At 69.5% G+C, this 16,561-nt stretch carries 12 protein-coding genes; 9 read left to right on the top strand and 3 right to left on the bottom strand.

Annotation, left to right across the window (positions count from 1 at the left end):
* Nucleotides 1-10 precede the first annotated feature (10 nt).
* Nucleotides 11-2,116 (top strand): IucA/IucC family protein, encoded by a 2,106-nt coding sequence (locus ACIQTP_RS42460; RefSeq protein WP_403410428.1) that lies wholly within the window; start codon nt 11-13, stop codon nt 2,114-2,116.
* Between the two features lie 94 nt (nt 2,117-2,210).
* Nucleotides 2,211-4,214: an ATP-dependent DNA helicase gene (locus ACIQTP_RS42455; RefSeq protein ID WP_403410425.1), complete on the top strand. Its 2,004-nt coding sequence runs from the start codon at nt 2,211-2,213 to the stop codon at nt 4,212-4,214.
* Nucleotides 4,215-4,676: 462 nt separating this feature from the next.
* On the opposite strand, the gene lexA is transcribed toward ACIQTP_RS42455, so the two are convergent.
* A complete protein-coding gene (gene lexA, locus ACIQTP_RS42450) occupies nt 4,677-5,453 on the bottom strand; it encodes a transcriptional repressor LexA (protein ID WP_054229877.1) in 777 nt (258 codons plus the stop codon).
* Between the two features lie 518 nt (nt 5,454-5,971).
* Between lexA and nrdR the strand changes: the two genes are divergently transcribed.
* A complete protein-coding gene (gene nrdR, locus ACIQTP_RS42445) occupies nt 5,972-6,571 on the top strand; it encodes a transcriptional regulator NrdR (protein ID WP_403410421.1) in 600 nt (199 codons plus the stop codon).
* 151 nt (nt 6,572-6,722) lie between these two features.
* The gene (locus ACIQTP_RS42440; RefSeq protein WP_403410418.1) at nt 6,723-9,617 is read left to right on the top strand and encodes a vitamin B12-dependent ribonucleotide reductase; all 2,895 of its coding nucleotides are present in this window, start codon (nt 6,723-6,725) and stop codon (nt 9,615-9,617) included.
* A 106-nt stretch (nt 9,618-9,723) separates the two neighbouring features.
* Here the strand turns inward: ACIQTP_RS42440 and ACIQTP_RS42435 are convergent, their stop codons facing one another.
* Nucleotides 9,724-10,257: a TerD family protein gene (locus ACIQTP_RS42435; RefSeq protein WP_403410415.1), complete on the bottom strand. Its 534-nt coding sequence runs from the start codon at nt 10,255-10,257 to the stop codon at nt 9,724-9,726.
* 156 nt (nt 10,258-10,413) lie between these two features.
* Here ACIQTP_RS42435 and ACIQTP_RS42430 point away from each other — a divergent pair, with 156 nt between their 5' ends.
* The 3 genes from ACIQTP_RS42430 to ACIQTP_RS42420 all read left to right on the top strand — a co-directional run bounded on the left by ACIQTP_RS42430 (nt 10,414) and on the right by ACIQTP_RS42420 (nt 12,704).
* Complete coding sequence (locus ACIQTP_RS42430) at nt 10,414-11,019, top strand: YdbC family protein (RefSeq protein ID WP_319748431.1); 606 nt, start codon at nt 10,414-10,416, stop codon at nt 11,017-11,019.
* A gap of 106 nt (nt 11,020-11,125) precedes the next feature.
* Complete coding sequence (locus ACIQTP_RS42425; RefSeq protein WP_403410412.1) at nt 11,126-11,809, top strand: histidine phosphatase family protein; 684 nt, start codon at nt 11,126-11,128, stop codon at nt 11,807-11,809.
* Nucleotides 11,799-12,704: an ADP-ribosylglycohydrolase family protein gene (locus ACIQTP_RS42420; RefSeq protein WP_403410409.1), complete on the top strand. Its 906-nt coding sequence runs from the start codon at nt 11,799-11,801 to the stop codon at nt 12,702-12,704. The genes ACIQTP_RS42425 and ACIQTP_RS42420 overlap by 11 nt, the downstream gene beginning before the upstream one ends.
* A gap of 625 nt (nt 12,705-13,329) precedes the next feature.
* On the opposite strand, the gene ACIQTP_RS42415 is transcribed toward ACIQTP_RS42420, so the two are convergent.
* Complete coding sequence (locus ACIQTP_RS42415) at nt 13,330-14,862, bottom strand: MFS transporter (RefSeq protein WP_403410407.1); 1,533 nt, start codon at nt 14,860-14,862, stop codon at nt 13,330-13,332.
* A gap of 196 nt (nt 14,863-15,058) precedes the next feature.
* Here ACIQTP_RS42415 and ACIQTP_RS42410 point away from each other — a divergent pair, with 196 nt between their 5' ends.
* Together ACIQTP_RS42410 and ACIQTP_RS42405 are read left to right on the top strand one after the other, a co-directional pair.
* A complete protein-coding gene (locus ACIQTP_RS42410) occupies nt 15,059-15,703 on the top strand; it encodes a TetR/AcrR family transcriptional regulator (protein WP_403410404.1) in 645 nt (214 codons plus the stop codon).
* 152 nt (nt 15,704-15,855) lie between these two features.
* The gene (locus tag ACIQTP_RS42405) at nt 15,856-16,557 is read left to right on the top strand and encodes a ribonuclease HII (protein WP_402038713.1); all 702 of its coding nucleotides are present in this window, start codon (nt 15,856-15,858) and stop codon (nt 16,555-16,557) included.
* The last annotated feature ends 4 nt before the right edge of the window (nt 16,558-16,561 follow it).

Below are 16,561 nucleotides of genomic sequence, written 5' to 3'. Positions count from 1 at the left end.
AGGAGTCCCCGTGCCGCATCCATCCGCCCCCCCGGCCTCCGGAGAGCTGCCCGCCTTGTACGACCCGCCCGAGCTGCGCAAAGACCGATGGGACCAGGTCGGCCGCCGACTGCTCGCGAAGATGATCGGGGAGTTCGCCCACGAGGAGATCGTCAGACCGGAGCCGGAGCCGGAGCCGGAGCCGGAGCAGGAGCAGGCGCACGAGCCGGAGCGGGGGTCGGGGTCGGGTTCGGGTTCGGAGCGGGGTCTGGATCTGGAGCCCGATCCGGATCCGGGGTCGAAGACGGGTTCGCAGGTTCAGCGGGGCGCGGAGGGAAAAGTGGCCCCCCTCCACAGTGAGCACAATCCGGCGACCGGCCTCGATTCCTCCACGGGAGCGGACCCCTCGCCCCCCTCACCGCGCCCCGCCTCCGCCCACCAGGACACCCCGCACGAGAACACCGGGCACACCGACACCCTCCGCCCCTACGCCCTGCGTCTCGACGCCGGCGGCAGCCTCTCCTTCCGCGCCCGCCGGGCCTCGTACGACAGCTGGCGCGTCGACCCCGCCTCGCTCACCCTCACCGAGGAGGGGGCGGAGCCGTGCCCCTTCACCGACCCGCTCGGCTTCCTCACCCGGGCCCGCGGCACCCTGGAGATCGACGGCGCGACGCTCGGCCACGTGGTCCGTGAACTGAGCACGACGCTCGCCGCGGACGCCCGCCTCGACCGCGACGCCCATACGGCGGCCGAACTGGCCGACCTCGGCTACGCCGAACTGGAGGGCCACCAGACCGGCCACCCCTGGATCGTGCTGAACAAGGGCCGCCTCGGCTTCTCCGCGACGGACGCCGCCGACTGGGCACCGGAGGCCCGCAGAGCGACGCCGATTCCCTGGATCGCGGTGCACACCACGCTCGCCACCTACCGAGGCGTCCCGAGCCTCCACTCCGCCGAACAGCTCTACGCGCGCGAACTCGCCCCCGCCACGAGGGAGTCCTTCGACGGGGTACTACGCGCGCGTGGGCTCACTCCGGAGTCGTACCTCTATCTGCCCGTGCACCCCTGGCAGTGGGACGACGTCGTGCTGCCGCTGTTCGCGCCCTCCGTGGCCGCGGGCGCGATCGTGCCGCTGCCCTCCGACGGCGACCTGCGGCTCCCGCAGCAGTCGATCCGTACGTTCCTCAATGTCTCGCACCCGGACCGGCACACGGTGAAACTGCCGCTGTCCGTGCTCAACACCCTGGTCTGGCGCGGCCTGCCGACGGAACGGACGCTCGCGGCGCCCGCCGTCACCGCCTGGATGCACGCCCTGAGAGACGCCGACCCGTTCCTGCGGGACACCTGTGGGGTGATTCTGCTCGGCGAGGTCGCCTCGGTGACGGTGAACCACCCCGTGTACGACGCTCTCCCCGAAGTGCCCTATCAGTACAAGGAGTTGCTCGGCGCGATCTGGCGCGAGCCGGTCTCCCGCCATCTGGCGCCCGGTGAACGCGCGCGCACCCTGGCCGCGCTCCTGCACACCGACCCGGACGGCCGCGCCTTCACGGCGGAGCTCGTCGCCCGCTCGGGCCTCGCCCCCAACGTCTGGCTGCGCCGCCTCTTCGCCGCGCTCCTGCCACCGCTGCTGCACTTCCTCTATCGCTACGGCACGGTGTTCAGCCCCCACGGAGAGAACGCGATCGTCGTGTTCGACGACCATGACGTCCCCGTCCGACTCGCGGTGAAGGACTTCGTGGACGACGTCAACGTGAGCGCGGACCCGCTGCCCGAGCACGCGACCATGCCGGACGACGTACGGGACGTACTGCTGACCGAGCCGCCGGCGTTCCTGACCCAGTTCATCCACTCCGGGCTCTTCGTGGGGGTCTTCCGCTACCTCGCGCCCCTCTGCGAGGAACAACTGGGCGTTCCGGAGGCCGAGTTCTGGTCGCTCGTCCGGGCGGAGATCGTCCGCCACCAGGCGCGCTTTCCCGAGCTCAAGGAGCGCTACGAGATGTTCGACCTGCTCACTCCGCGTATCGAGCGCCTGTGCCTCAACCGCAACCGACTGCACCTCGACGGCTACCGCGACCGTCCCGAGCGCCCGCACGCCGCGGTGCACGGCACGGTCCCGAACCCCCTCCACCGGCCTTGATCATCCGCCCCGTACCCGTTCTCGTCTTGATCGCGTCCGTCGGCCGGGCCTTGATCGCCCGATTGTCAGTGGCGCCCCGTAGGCTGGCAACGCTATGACAGAGCCCTCACTCCCCGAACTCCTGCATGCTGCCGTCACCGCCGTCGGCGGTACGGAGCGCCCTGGCCAGGTGACCATGGCCGAAGCCGTCGCGGGTGCCATCGACGACAGCTCCCACCTGCTGGTCCAGGCGGGCACCGGCACCGGAAAGTCGCTCGGCTACCTCGTGCCCGCGCTCGCCCACGGGGAGCGGGTCGTCGTGGCGACCGCCACCCTGGCGCTCCAGCGGCAGCTCGTGGAGCGTGATCTTCCGCGGACCGTCGACGCGCTGCACCCGCTGCTGCGCCGCCGCCCGGAGTTCGCGATGCTCAAGGGCCGGTCGAACTACCTGTGTCTGCACCGGCTGCACGAGGGCGTGCCGCAGGACGAGGAGGACGGCCTTTTCGACCAGTTCGAGGCGGCCGCGCCCACCAGCAAGCTGGGCCAGGACCTGCTGCGGCTGCGGGACTGGTCGGACGAGACCGAGACCGGTGACCGCGACGACCTCACGCCCGGCGTCTCCGACCGCGCGTGGGCTCAGGTGTCCGTTTCGTCCCGTGAGTGTCTGGGCGCCACCAAATGTGCCTATGGAGCGGAGTGCTTCGCCGAGATGGCTCGCGAGCGTGCCAAGCTCGCCGAGGTCGTCGTCACCAACCACGCGCTGCTCGCGATCGACGCCATCGAGGGCGCGCCGGTCCTCCCGCAGCACGAGGTGCTGATCGTCGACGAGGCCCATGAGCTGGTCTCCCGGGTCACCGGTGTCGCGACCGGCGAGCTCACGCCCGGCCAGGTCAACCGCGCGGTGCGCCGCGCGGCGAAGCTCGTCAACGAGAAGGCGGCCGATCAGCTCCAGACCGCCGCCGAGGGCTTCGAGCGGCTGATGGAGCTCGCGCTTCCGGGCCGCCTGGAGGAGATCCCGGAGGATCTCGGGTACGCGCTGATGGCACTGCGCGACGCCGCTCGCACGGTGATCTCGGCGATCGGCTCCACCCGCGACAAGTCCGTCCAGGACGAGGACTCCGTCCGCAAGCAGGCTCTCGCCTCGGTGGAGTCGGTGCACGACGTGGCGGAGCGGATCACCAACGGCTCCGAGTGGGACGTCGTCTGGTACGAGCGCCACGACCGCTTCGGCGCCTCGCTCCGGGTCGCCCCCATGTCCGTCTCCGGCCTCCTCAGGGAGAAGCTCTTCGCGGACCGTTCCGTCGTCCTGACCTCCGCCACCCTGAAGCTGGGCGGCGACTTCAACGGGGTGGGGGCGTCGCTGGGACTCGCCCCGGAGGGCACCGAGGGCGACGACCTCCCGCAGTGGAAGGGTGTCGACGTCGGCTCGCCCTTCGACTACCCCAAGCAGGGCATTCTGTACGTGGCCAAGCATCTGTCCCGCCCCGCGCGCGACGGCGACCGTGCGGACATGCTGGACGAGCTCACCGAGCTGATCCAGGCCGCGGGGGGTCGCACGCTGGGGTTGTTCTCCTCGATGCGGGGCGCCCAGCTCGCGGCGGAGGAGCTGCGCTCGCGCATCCCCGAGTACCCCATCCTGCTGCAGGGCGAGGAGACGCTCGGCGAGCTGATCAAGAACTTCGCGGCCGACCCCAGGACCTGCCTCTTCGGCACGCTCTCGCTCTGGCAGGGCGTTGACGTCCCCGGGCCCAGCTGCCAGCTCGTCGTCATGGACAAGATCCCCTTCCCACGCCCCGACGACCCGCTGATGAGCGCCCGCCAGAAGGCCGTCGAGGAGAACGGCGGCAACGGCTTCATGGCCGTCGCCGCGACCCACGCGGCGCTGCTGATGGCCCAGGGCGCCGGCCGCCTCGTACGGGCCACGGGTGACCGGGGTGTGGTGGCCGTACTGGACCAGCGCCTCGCGACGGCGCGCTACGGCAGTTACCTCAAGGCGTCCCTCCCCGACTTCTGGTACACCACGGACCGAAACCAGGTACGCAGGTCGCTCACCGCGATCGACGCGACGGCCCGGAAGGCCGAGGAGACGGTGGGGGTGGAAGAGACGGAGGAGGCGTAGGTCTCCGCCGTGGCAGGCCGAGGGGCCCCGCGCGCCCGGCCCGAGGCGGGCCTGCCCGGGTCCCCTACGGGCGGAGGACCTCCATCTCAGATGCCCCTCCGGCGGGACAACACCACCCGCAGGGCCACCACCTGGGCCCCGCGAACATGCCCGTCCTGTGGGCGTGCCCAGGTGTCGTGCGCGCTCGCAGGCCCGGGATCTCGGTCTCGGACCTGCGTTGATCCTCCCGACGCCCGCGTATATCCCGCGGGGCCTGTGGATGGACGATCCTCCTGCTGCCCCGCGAGCAGAACCCCCTCGGGGGCGCGTACTCGTCGGGGCGGACCATCTCTGGACGCCGCGCACGCTGCCGACGCCCCCTCCTGACCCCCGGAGGGCAACGCACAGGGCCCCGGAACCGGCGCAGGTGGTTCCGGGGCCCGGTCAAGGGCGGGGCGGGATTGTCCCGCCCGGCGTGTGCTGTCACACGCGCCGCAGCACCGCCACCACCTTGCCCAGGATGGTCGCCTCGTCGCCGGGAATCGGCTGGTACGCGGCGTTGTGCGGGAGGAGCCACACATGGCCGTCCTCACGCTTGAACCGCTTCACCGTGGCCTCGCCGTCCAGCATCGCGGCCACGATGTCGCCGTTCTCCGCGACCGGCTGGCGCCGGACCGTCACCCAGTCCCCGTCGCAGATGGCGGCCTCGATCATCGAGTCACCGACGACCTTGAGGACGAACAGCTCGCCGTCACCGACCAGCTGCCGGGGGAGGGGGAAGACGTCCTCCACCGACTCCTCGGCCAGGATCGGGCCACCGGCGGCGATGCGGCCGACGAGCGGTACGTACGACGCGGCCGGCTTGCCCGCCGTGTCCGTGGGCTGCGCCGAGGACTGGTCGGAGCCCCGGACCTCGTACGCTCGCGGCCGGTGCGGATCGCGGCGCAGGAAGCCCTTGCGCTCCAGTGCCATCAGCTGGTGGGCGACCGACGAGGTGCTGGAAAGGCCGACCGCCTGTCCGATCTCCCGCATCGACGGCGGGTAGCCGCGCCGCTGCACGGAGTCCCGGATGACCTCGATCACCCGGCGCTGCCTGTCGGTGAGTCCCGAGCTGTCGGCGCGGATGCCTGGAGGTCGCCCTGGCAGGGAGCGCTTGGGCCCCTCATGATTCGTGGCTTCGTTCATCGCATGCACCGGCTCGAGTCGGCCCTGGGAGCGGTCCTGGGCAGTGATGGTGGCACTGTCTGCGGTGGTGGTCACGTCGGCCCCTCTCGATGGTCTCCCTGCTGGACAACGGTAGTTGCTTTCGAAAGGTTGCGCCAAACACACGTTCGAGTGAAAAATCGCGGATTGCCTGCCGAGATCATGTGTCTGGGTGTATAGCCAACGCTGCATCCGGCGGACAAAAGGGCTCATTGCTGTACTCTTCACCGCCGGGGCGATGACCGTGCCGACAGATGTGGGCCGCGGCCCAGTCTGCCATCCGGCACCCCGCAAGTCGGGTACCGGCCCCCTTTCCGCGCGCTGACCACGGTATCTCCGTGTGTCCGGGATCGGTAAGACCGCGCGGCACATGCCATTACGTGCGCGACACGCGTGTCCTGGGTGAATTTAGGGGTCGATCCCCACATCTAGTGGTTGGATTGCTGCGGCAGCCCAGAAGTTGTGGTCCCCCAGGTCTTCGAGCCTCCGGCCATCGCCTATGCTTGGGGCTGCTTCGAGGGGCCCGGGAGGTCTCGCGAGGTCTATGAGTCGTGCTGTGAAGGAGGGTTGGAGCCATGCACTGCCCCTTCTGCAGGCACCCCGACAGCCGTGTCGTCGACAGCCGTACGACCGATGACGGCACGTCGATCCGCAGGCGCCGTCAGTGCCCCGACTGCTCCCGTCGTTTCACGACGGTGGAGACGTGCTCGCTGATGGTGGTCAAGCGGTCCGGCGTCACCGAGCCCTTCAGTCGTACCAAGGTCATCAACGGCGTGCGCAAGGCGTGCCAGGGGCGGCCGGTCACCGAGGACGCGCTCGCCCAGCTGGGCCAGCGGGTCGAGGAGGCGGTGCGGGCCACCGGGAGCGCCGAGCTGACCACCCACGACGTGGGTCTGGCCATACTCGGCCCGTTGCAGGAACTCGACCTCGTCGCCTATCTGCGGTTCGCGTCCGTGTACCGGGCGTTCGACTCGCTCGAGGACTTCGAGGCCGCCATCGTGGAACTCAGGGAAGAGACGAAGCAGCGCCCCGCCGCGGACGAGGAAGACGCGGACGAGGAAGACGCGGGCGAGGCGGATGCGGACGTGGCAGCCGCGGACGCGGAGCGTCCGGAAAGCGACCGCGGGTCCGGAGGGACTGTCCAGGTCCCCGTGCCCGCCAACGCCGCCGACTGACGGAAGGGCCGACTCGTATCGGCCCCCATCGGTGGCGACCAAAGACCTGTTGCGGGCGGCCGCGTAGCGGCGCGCGCAGCACCAGACAGACACCGTGCCATGGGAAGAACGTGGCACTTCAGGGCGTTTTAGCCCGATACAGGGAGGCGGCATGACAGAGACGGCGAGCGGTCCGGCACGAGGTTCCCGCGCCAAGGGCACCAAGGCCAGCAAGGGACTGCGCATCGAGCGCATCCACACCACCCCCGGCGTGCACCCGTACGACGAGGTGGAATGGGAGCGCCGTGACGTCGTCATGACCAACTGGCGCGACGGCTCGATCAACTTCGAGCAGCGTGGCGTCGAGTTCCCCGGCTTCTGGTCGGTGAACGCGGTCAACATCGTCACCAGCAAGTACTTCCGTGGTGCCGTGGGCACCCCGCAGCGCGAGGTGAGCCTCAGGCAGCTCATCGACCGCATCGTGAAGACGTACCGGAAGGCCGGCGAGGACTACAAGTACTTCGCCTCGCCCGCCGACGCCGAGATCTTCGAGCACGAGCTGGCGTACGCCCTCCTGCACCAGATCTTCAGCTTCAACAGCCCGGTCTGGTTCAACGTCGGGACGCCTCAGCCCCAGCAGGTCTCGGCCTGCTTCATCCTGTCCGTCGACGACTCCATGGAGTCGATCCTCGACTGGTACAAGGAAGAGGGCATGATCTTCAAGGGCGGCTCGGGCGCCGGCCTGAACCTCTCCCGTATCCGCTCCTCCAAGGAGCTCCTCTCCTCGGGCGGCAACGCCTCGGGTCCCGTCTCCTTCATGCGCGGTGCCGACGCCTCCGCAGGAACGATCAAGTCGGGTGGCGCCACACGCCGCGCGGCCAAGATGGTCATCCTCGACGTCGACCACCCCGACATCGAGGACTTCATCGAGACCAAGGTCAAGGAGGAGGAGAAGATCCGCGCCCTCCGTGACGCGGGCTTCGACATGGACCTGGGCGGCGACGACATCACGTCCGTCCAGTACCAGAACGCCAACAACTCGGTCCGTGTGAACGACACGTTCATGAAGGCGGTCGAGGAGGGCGGCAAGTTCGGTCTCACCTCCCGTATGACCGGCGAGGTCATCGAGGAGGTCGACGCCAAGTCGCTCTTCCGCAAGATGGCCGAGGCCGCCTGGGCCTGCGCCGACCCGGGCATCCAGTACGACGACACGATCAACCACTGGCACACGTGCCCGGAGTCCGGTCGTATCAACGGCTCGAACCCGTGCAGCGAGTACATGCACCTGGACAACACGTCCTGCAACCTCGCCTCGCTGAACCTGATGAAGTTCCTCAAGGACGACGGCAAGGGCCACCAGTCCTTCGAGGTCGAGCGCTTCGCCAAGGTCGTCGAGCTGGTCATCACCGCGATGGACATCTCGATCTGCTTCGCGGACTTCCCGACCCAGAAGATCGGCGAGAACACCCGCGCCTTCCGTCAGCTGGGCATCGGCTACGCCAACCTGGGCGCCCTCCTGATGGCGACCGGCCACGCGTACGACTCCGACGGCGGTCGCGCCCTCGCCGGCGCCATCACCTCGCTGATGACCGGCACCTCGTACCGCCGCTCCGCCGAGCTCGCCGCGGTCGTCGGCCCGTACGACGGCTACGCCCGCAACGCGCAGCCGCACCAGCGCGTCATGAAGCAGCACTCCGACGCCAACGCCGTGGCCGTCCGTGTGGACGACCTGGACACGCCGATCTGGGCCGCCGCCACTGAGGCCTGGCAGGACGTGCTGCACCTCGGTGAGAAGAACGGCTTCCGCAACGCGCAGGCCTCGGTCATCGCCCCGACCGGCACCATCGGTCTCGCGATGTCCTGCGACACCACCGGCCTCGAGCCCGACCTCGCGCTGGTCAAGTTCAAGAAGCTGGTCGGCGGCGGCTCGATGCAGATCGTCAACGGCACCGTTCCGCAGGCCCTGCGCCGCCTGGGTTACCAGGAGGAGCAGATCGAGGCGATCGTCGCCCACATCGCCGAGAACGGCAATGTCGTCGACGCCCCGAGCCTCAAGCACGAGCACTACGAGGTCTTCGACTGCGCCATGGGCGAGCGCTCCATCTCCGCGATGGGCCACGTCCGCATGATGGCCGCGATCCAGCCCTGGATTTCCGGCGCGCTCTCCAAGACGGTCAACCTGCCGGAGACGGCGACCGTCGAGGACGTCGAAGAGGTCTACTTCGAGGCGTGGAAGATGGGCGTCAAGGCGCTCGCGATCTACCGCGACAACTGCAAGGTCGGCCAGCCCCTCTCCGCCAAGACCAAGGAGAAGGAGAAGACCGAGGTCACGGCGAAGGCCGAGGAGACCATCCGTACCGCGGTCGAGAAGGTCGTCGAGTACCGCCCGGTCCGCAAGCGCCTCCCCAAGGGCCGTCCCGGCATCACCACCTCCTTCACGGTGGGTGGCGCCGAGGGCTACATGACCGCCAACTCCTACCCGGACGACGGTCTCGGCGAGGTCTTCCTGAAGATGTCGAAGCAGGGCTCCACCCTCGCGGGCATGATGGACGCCTTCTCGATCGCGGTCTCCGTGGGTCTGCAGTACGGCGTGCCCCTGGAGACGTACGTCTCGAAGTTCACGAACATGCGCTTCGAGCCGGCCGGCATGACGGACGACCCGGACGTGCGGATGGCGCAGTCGATCGTCGACTACATCTTCCGTCGCCTGGCGCTGGACTTCCTGCCCTTCGAGACGCGCTCCGCGCTCGGCATCCACTCCGCCGAGGAGCGTCAGCGTCACCTGGAGACCGGTTCGTACGAGCCGTCCGACGACGAGGTGGACGTCGAGGGTCTGGCCCAGTCCGCGCCCCGTGCGCAGGAGCTGAAGGCCGTCGCCACCCCGAAGGCCGAGGTCGAGGCGGCGAAGCCCGCCCCGAAGCAGGCCCACACCAGTGCCGAACTGGTGGAGATGCAGCTGGGCATCCAGGCGGACGCCCCCCTGTGCTTCTCCTGCGGTACGAAGATGCAGCGGGCCGGTTCCTGCTACATCTGCGAGGGCTGCGGCTCGACCAGCGGTTGCAGCTGACCTGAAGCCCTGAAGGGCGGCACGACCACCGGTCGTGCCGCCCTTCGGCGTTTTCTCGCTCCTACGGAGAAGGCTGTTTCAGGCGTCTCCTACGGAGGGGGCTGTTTCAGGCGTCGTGCCGCGCGCCCATGACGCGTGGGAACTCCGCCGGGACGGTGTCGTAGCCGTGGATCCCCGGATGGAAGGTCCACTCTCCGGAGTCGTCGCGTACGAACTCGCCGACGGTCGCGGCCGTCGCCCCCAGGACGCCGCCGAAGTTGTCCTCCGCCAGCACGGTGTAGCCCTCCCGCATGCGCAGGCCCGGGTTGAGGACACCGACGAACGACTTGTGGCCGGAACGCTGCTGGATGAGTACGCCCACCACCACACGCGTGTAGCCGCTGTTGAGGCGGTCGAGTTCCAGCGTCATGACCTCGTCCCAGCCGAAGCCCTTGCCGTCCTTGCTGTCCCGGTTGAGGTAGATGGTGCCGTCCGGGGAGCGGCTGCCGAAGTGCACCACGTAGGCGGGACTTCCGTACGGATCGGCGGCCACGTACGTCGCCGCGATGATGTCGAGGTCGGTCGCGGGCTCGCCGACGGGACTCGGGTCCCATTTCACCGCGAGCTCGACCTTGCGGATGCCTTTGTTGAGACCGGTCACTGGATCTCCCCCTCCCCGTTCCCCATCTTCTTCCGCCCCCAACTGCTCTGTTGTCAAGGCCGGTTGTCCATCGTGCCACGCACGCGGGGGCGCTCGCGCGGGTGCACTCCGCCGGAGCGTGACCGACGCCACGCTCCGTGGCCTTACGATGGCGCGGTGCTGGTCAAGTGGATTCGCTGCACCGTGGTGGACCGCCGCGGTTTCGAGCGGGGGCAGCGAAAGTGGGCGGGGCTGCTGGGTGAGCCGGGATTCCGGGGGCAGGGCGGGGGCTGGAGCCGTGGGCGGCCCGGGGTGGCGCACATCTTCGCCTTCTGGGAGAGCCGTGCCTTCTACGACTCCTTCATGGCCCGTTCGCACGACCGGCTCGCGGCTGCCCAGTCGGGGACCTTCAAGGACGCGCAGGCCAAACTCTTCGATCACCGGTTCGATGTGAAGACCGGCTTCGAGCCGCGCTTCACGGACGCCGACCTGCTGAGGGTGGCCCACTGCCGCATCCACGAGGAACGGGCCGAACACTTCGCGCTGATGCAGGAGAAGGTCTGGAACCCCGCGATGGCGGGCTCGCCCGGCATGGTGCGGGGCCTGTTCGGTGAGGCGCCGGGCCATGAGTTCCTGATCCTGTCCATGTGGCAGTCGGCCGCCGAACACGGTAAATACCGGGCCGAGCGCGTGGAACGGCTCGCGCTGCGCGCCCAGACGGAGGCCGATGTCGCGGCCCTGACCGGCGACATAGTGGCGCTGGAGCCCTCGTGGACGGTCTGACCGGAGCGCCGTCCGCGGGTGTGATCTGCGCGGAGAACATGTGACCTACGCTGTATGGAGCCCGTACGAGTGCTCGATCGGCCGTCAGCCGTTTTAGGGTCTTGGCATGGTTCGACCACGGCGTATCGTCCTTGTCCGGCACGGCGAGTCAGCGGGCAATGCCGATGACACCGTCTATGAACGCGAGCCCGACCACGCTCTGGCGCTCACCGAGAAGGGGTGGCAGCAGGCGGAGGAGACGGGAAAACGGTTGCGGGAGGTCTTCGGGCGAGAGCGCGTAAGCGTTTACGTGTCGCCGTACCGCCGTACGCACGAGACGCTCCGCGCCTTCCACCTGGACCCCGAGCTCATACGGGTGCGCGAGGAGCCGCGGCTGCGCGAGCAGGACTGGGGCAACTGGCAGGACCGCGACGACGTACGCCTCCAGAAGGCCTACCGGGACGCGTACGGGCACTTCTTCTACCGCTTCGCGCAGGGCGAGTCCGGCGCTGACGTCTACGACCGCGTCGGCGGTTTCCTGGAGAGCCTCTACCGCAGCTTCGAGGCCCCCGACCACCCGGCGAACGTGCTCCTGGTGACCCACGGTCTTGCCATGCGCCTGTTCTGTATGCGCTGGTTCCACTGGACGGTCGCGGAGTTCGAATCGCTGTCGAATCCGGGGAACGCCGAGATGCGGATGCTCGTCCTCGGCGACAACGGGAGGTACACGCTTGACCGTCCGTTCGAACGCTGGTGTGAACCCGAGTCGTACGGGGACCCCGGGATAGAGTGGCAGGGCGATGACCTCTGACTCCTCTCCCGACGGACGCCTGGACCGCGCCCTGGCCAGCCTGCGTGGACTCGCGGTGGGGGACGCGCTGGGCTCGCGGTTCTTCGTGCCCGTGAACTACCCGCTGCTCAGGCGACGTGAGCTGCCGTCCGGCCCCTGGCAGTGGACGGACGACACCGAAATGGCCTCCTCCGTAGTGGCCGTTTTGGCCCGGCACCGCCGCATCGACCAGGACGCGCTGGCCGGCTCCTTCGCCGAGCACCACGACGATGACCGGGGCTACGGCCCCGCGGTCAACCGGCTGCTGCGACAGATCCGGGAGGGGGGCGACTGGCGGGCACTGGCGTCCGCCCTCTTCAAGGGACAGGGATCGTGGGGCAACGGCGCCGCGATGCGGATCGCCCCCCTGGGGGCCTGGTACGCGGACGACCCGGAGCAGGCGGTCCACCAGGCGGAGATCTCGGCATACACCACCCACCAGCACCGCGAGGCCGTCGTGGGCGCCATGGCCGTCGCCGCGGCCGCCGCCCTCGCGGCCGACCCGGCGAGCCCGCCGAGTGCCGAGGCGCTGCTCGACGGCGTCGTCGCGCTCGTCCCGCGAAGCGCCGTGGGAGCCGGTCTACGGCGCGCTCGCGACATGCTCGACTACGGGGACACCGCGACGGTCGCCGCCGTACTGGGCTGTGGGCGGCGTACGACGGCGCACGACACGGTGCCGTTCGCGCTCTGGTCAGCGGCCCGGGCCCTGGGCGACTACGAAGAGGGCTTCTGGTCGACCGTCCAGGTGGGCGGCGACATGGACACGACCTGCGCCATCGTCGGCGGTGTGATCGCCGCGGGCAAGGCGGGGGCGCCGCCGGCGGAGTGGGCGGAGCGGACGGAGAGCCTGCCGGGTTGGGTGCGGGCGGGCGCGTAGGCCGCGGGCCGGTTCGTGACGCCGGGGAGTCCCCTGCGGAACGCCGTGCTCCGGCGGGGGCCGGGTGGGCCTCGCGCGGCACGGGTACGGCTCCGGGCGTCCGGCGGCTCGTGGGGTAGCGCGTAGCGCATCGCACGGGTTGGTCGTCGGCGCGCCGTACAGCAGTGGCCTGCTGGGCCGCCCGCGATGCCGTACCCCGGCCTGACGGTCCTTCCTTGGTGCCGGCCCGCGCGTTGCACGGCTCGCCCTTGGTGCCGCGCCGTGACCTACAAGGCTCACCCCGGCGCTGTGGTGCCGCTCGCGGGGCCGCACATGCTGCCGACCGCTGACTGCGAGGCCTGGACGCGGTGCCGTACGGTCTCAAGGCCTGGACGCGGTGCCGTACGGTCTCAAGGCCCGGACCCGGTGCCGTACGGTCTCAAGGCCCGGACCCGGTGCCGTACGGCCTCAAGGCCCGCCCCCGGTGCCGTGCAGCTGTCTGCAAGGCCAGGCCCGGGGTGCCGTCCCGCCGCGGATGGCCGGACCGCGGTCCGAGCTGTCTGTCTCCCGGACCGGGGCCCGGCCTCTCCGCAGCCCCCGCCCAAGCCCTCGGCGGGTCACGCCTCAGCGCCCCGTGGGCCCCACCTCAGCCTCCGGCGGGCCCCGCCGTGCCCGCGAGGGCCTCCAGGTCGCTCTTGCGGACCCGGATCACCAGTGCGGCGGTGGCCAGGGCCAGTACCGCCATCGCGACGGCAGGGACGAAGGCGGTCGAGATGCCCTGGGCGAGCACGTCGTGGCCCCACGGAGCGGGCAGCTGGTGGGTCTTGGCGAACTCCGCCTTCTGCTCGGGCGAGGCGTTCGCCAGGAACTTCGGCAGCTGCTTCTCCGCCTCGTGCCGGCTGGCCGAGCCGAAGACCGTGGTCAGGATGGACAGACCGAGCGAACCGCCCACCTGCTGGGTGACGTTGAGGAGTCCGGACGCGGCGCCCGCTTCGTGCTGGGCGACGCCGGAGACCGCGGTCAGGGTCAGCGTCACGAAGTTCAGGCCCATGCCGAAGGCGAAGAGCAGCATCGGGCCGAGCACCCCGCCGACGTACGTGCTGCCGGGGCTCATGAAGGTCAGCCAGCCGAGCCCGAGCGCGACGAGGCCGGAGCCTACGACCATGAACGGCTTGGGCCCCAGGACCGGCAGGAACCGCTGCGAAAGCCCCGCCCCGATGCCGATCGCCGCCGTCACGGGCAGGAACGCCAGGCCGGCCTGGATCGGGCTGTAACCCAGCACGTTCTGTACGAACAGGACGATGAAGAAGAACATCCCGAACATCGCCGCGGCCAGACTGAGCATGATCACATACGTGCCGGAGCGGTTGCGGTCGCCGAACATCTTCAGCGGGGTGATCGGTTCCCTGGCCCGGGTCTCGATGAGCGCGAAGCCCAGCAACAGGATCAGCGCCGCGGCGAAGGACCCGATCGTGACGCTGTCGCGCCAGCCCTCCTCCGAGGCGCGGATGAACCCGTACACCAGGGAGGCCATACCGGCCGTCGAGGTGAGCGCGCCCGCGACGTCGAAGCGCCCAGGATGGCGCTCGGACTCGTTGATGTACATCGGGGCGAGCACGGTGATCAGCACACCGATGGGCACGTTGACGAAGAGCACCCAGCGCCAGTCGAGCCACTCGGTGAGCATGCCGCCCGCGAGGAGCCCGATGGCGCCGCCGCCCGCGGAGACCGCGGCGAAGACGGCGAAGGCCCGGTTCCGTTCCGGGCCCTCGGGGAAGGTGGTGGTGATGAGTGCCAGCGCGGTGGGCGACGCTATCGCGCCACCTACGCCCTGGAGGGCCCGCGCGGCCAGCAACTGCCAGGGTTCCTGGGCGAGTCCACCGAGCAGCGAGGCGAGCGTGAACAGCATGATGCCGGTCATGAAGACCCGGCGCCGACCGAGGATGTCCCCCGCGCGGCCGCCGAGAAGGAGCAGGCCACCGAAGGTGAGGGTGTACGCGCTGATCACCCAGGTCAGGTCGGTCGTGCTGAATTTGAGCGCGTCTTGAATGTGCGGGAGGGCGATGTTCACAATCGTCGAGTCGAGTACCACCATGAGTTGGCAGGCCGCGATGACGGCGAGTGCGATGCCGGGATGCCCCTCCCGGCGGGCCGCTCCTGGCTTTGAGTCCTCGATCAACTGAGAGGTTTGAGAGGTTGTCACTATGGTTCCCCCACAAGTGCGTTAGTGAACGCTCGCGTTCACTGCCGCGTCAACGGTAGTGAGTCCCCGACAGTGAACGCAAGCGTTCACTGAAGTCGCTGCCGCGTGTCGTCACTTGACCGCTCGCCCTCCCCGAACTCCCCGCTCCCCCATGCACAACGGAGACACTCAGATGGTTACTTCGCGTTGGACGGCCGCCCCCGCTCAGGCGGCCTCCCTGCGCCGACGCGGTGCCGTGCTCGAGCGCGCGATCCTCGACGCCGCGCTCGAGCAGCTCAGTACGGTCGGCTGGAACGGCCTCACGATGGAGGGCGTCGCCGCCCGGGCCCAGACCGGCAAGGCCGCGGTCTACCGTCGCTGGCCGTCCAAGGAGGACCTCGTCGCGGACGCGCTGAAGGCCGGACTGCCGAGCCTGACGGAGGCCCCCGACCTCGGAAGCGTCCGGGATGACCTGCTGGAACTGTGCCGACAGGTGCGTGAGGCGATGTTCTCTCAGCCTGGATTCGCGCTGCGCTCAGTGCTTCACGAATGCGATGTGGCGCAGGCGGAACGCTTTCAGGGTCTGATCATCGGAGGGGTCGTCGAGCCGACCAAGCATCTGCTGCGAGAGATCGTTCACCGCGGGATCGAGCGGGAAGAGGTCCGACCGGACGCCGCGAATTCCTACGTCTTCGATGTCATTCCGGCGATGATGATGTATCGCTCCAAGGTGTGCGCGAGCGAATGGAGTGAACGGGATCTGGAGGAGATGATCGACCAGCTGATGGTCCCGCTGCTGCGACGGGTGGGGGCTGATCCGCGGGCGGCCGGGTCCTGAGTCCGTGGACCGCCGGGGCCTGGATCCCTGGACTGCCCGGGCCTGGATCCCTGGACTGCCGGGTGAGTGGCGCGTGTCGGTGGCGGGGCTGTGGTCGCTCAGGGAAACCTGGGTGTCGAGAGGGGTTCGGGGCGGCGTAGGCTGAGGGCGCCATGCCGTACGAAGCACCCACTCACACCGTCGAGCGCTCCCTCCGCGCCACGACCGGAGCGAAGATCATTGCCGGTGTCGACGAGGTGGGCCGTGGTGCGTGGGCCGGCCCGGTCACCGTCTGCGCCGCCGTCACGGGACTGCGCCGTCCGCCCGAGGGCCTCACCGACTCCAAACTCCTCACCGTCAAGCGCCGTACCGTGATGGCCGCGGAGTTGGAGAAATGGGTGACGTCGTACGCCCTGGGGCATGCTTCTCCTGAGGAGATCGACGACCTGGGGATGACGGCCGCGCTGCGCCTGGCCGCGGTGCGGGCCCTGGAGGCCTTGCCCGTCCGCCCCGACGCGGTCATCCTCGATGGGAAGCACGACTACCTCGGGTCGCCGTGGCGGGTTCGCACGGTGATCAAGGGTGACCAGTCCTGCGTGGCCGTCGCGGCGGCCTCGGTGATCGCCAAGGTTCAGCGCGACAAAATGATGGCCGAACTGGGTGTCGACCATGCAGACTTCGGTTTTGCGGCCAACGCCGGATATCCGTCTCCGGTGCACAAGGCCGCACTGGAGGAACGGGGCCCCACTCCGTACCACCGGCTGTCATGGGCGTATCTTGATGCGCTGCCCCAGTGGCGGCACCTCAAGAAGGTCCGCAGCTGGGCGGACGGAAGCGGTCCGGAGATCGAAGGTCAGCTCGGCTTCGATTTCTGACGGT

This window comes from Streptomyces sp. NPDC090798 (assembly GCF_044768965.1).
Taxonomy (GTDB): Bacteria; Actinomycetota; Actinomycetes; order Streptomycetales; family Streptomycetaceae; genus Streptomyces.
Note: the sequence above shows the minus strand (reverse complement) of the source record. Positions and strands in the feature narration are given on the sequence as shown.

Bases quoted from the DNA above. Each gene is read 5' to 3' on its own strand.
- ACIQTP_RS42455 (WP_403410425.1), top strand. From the start codon at position 2,211: ATGACAGAGCCCTCACTCCCCGAACTCCTGCATGCTGCCGTCACCGCC.
- nrdR (WP_403410421.1), top strand. From the start codon at position 5,972: ATGCACTGCCCCTTCTGCAGGCACCCCGACAGCCGTGTCGTCGACAGC.
- ACIQTP_RS42440 (WP_403410418.1), top strand. From the start codon at position 6,723: ATGACAGAGACGGCGAGCGGTCCGGCACGAGGTTCCCGCGCCAAGGGC.
- ACIQTP_RS42425 (WP_403410412.1), top strand. From the start codon at position 11,126: ATGGTTCGACCACGGCGTATCGTCCTTGTCCGGCACGGCGAGTCAGCG.
- ACIQTP_RS42420 (WP_403410409.1), top strand. From the start codon at position 11,799: ATGACCTCTGACTCCTCTCCCGACGGACGCCTGGACCGCGCCCTGGCC.
- ACIQTP_RS42410 (WP_403410404.1), top strand. From the start codon at position 15,059: ATGGTTACTTCGCGTTGGACGGCCGCCCCCGCTCAGGCGGCCTCCCTG.
- ACIQTP_RS42405 (WP_402038713.1), top strand. From the start codon at position 15,856: ATGCCGTACGAAGCACCCACTCACACCGTCGAGCGCTCCCTCCGCGCC.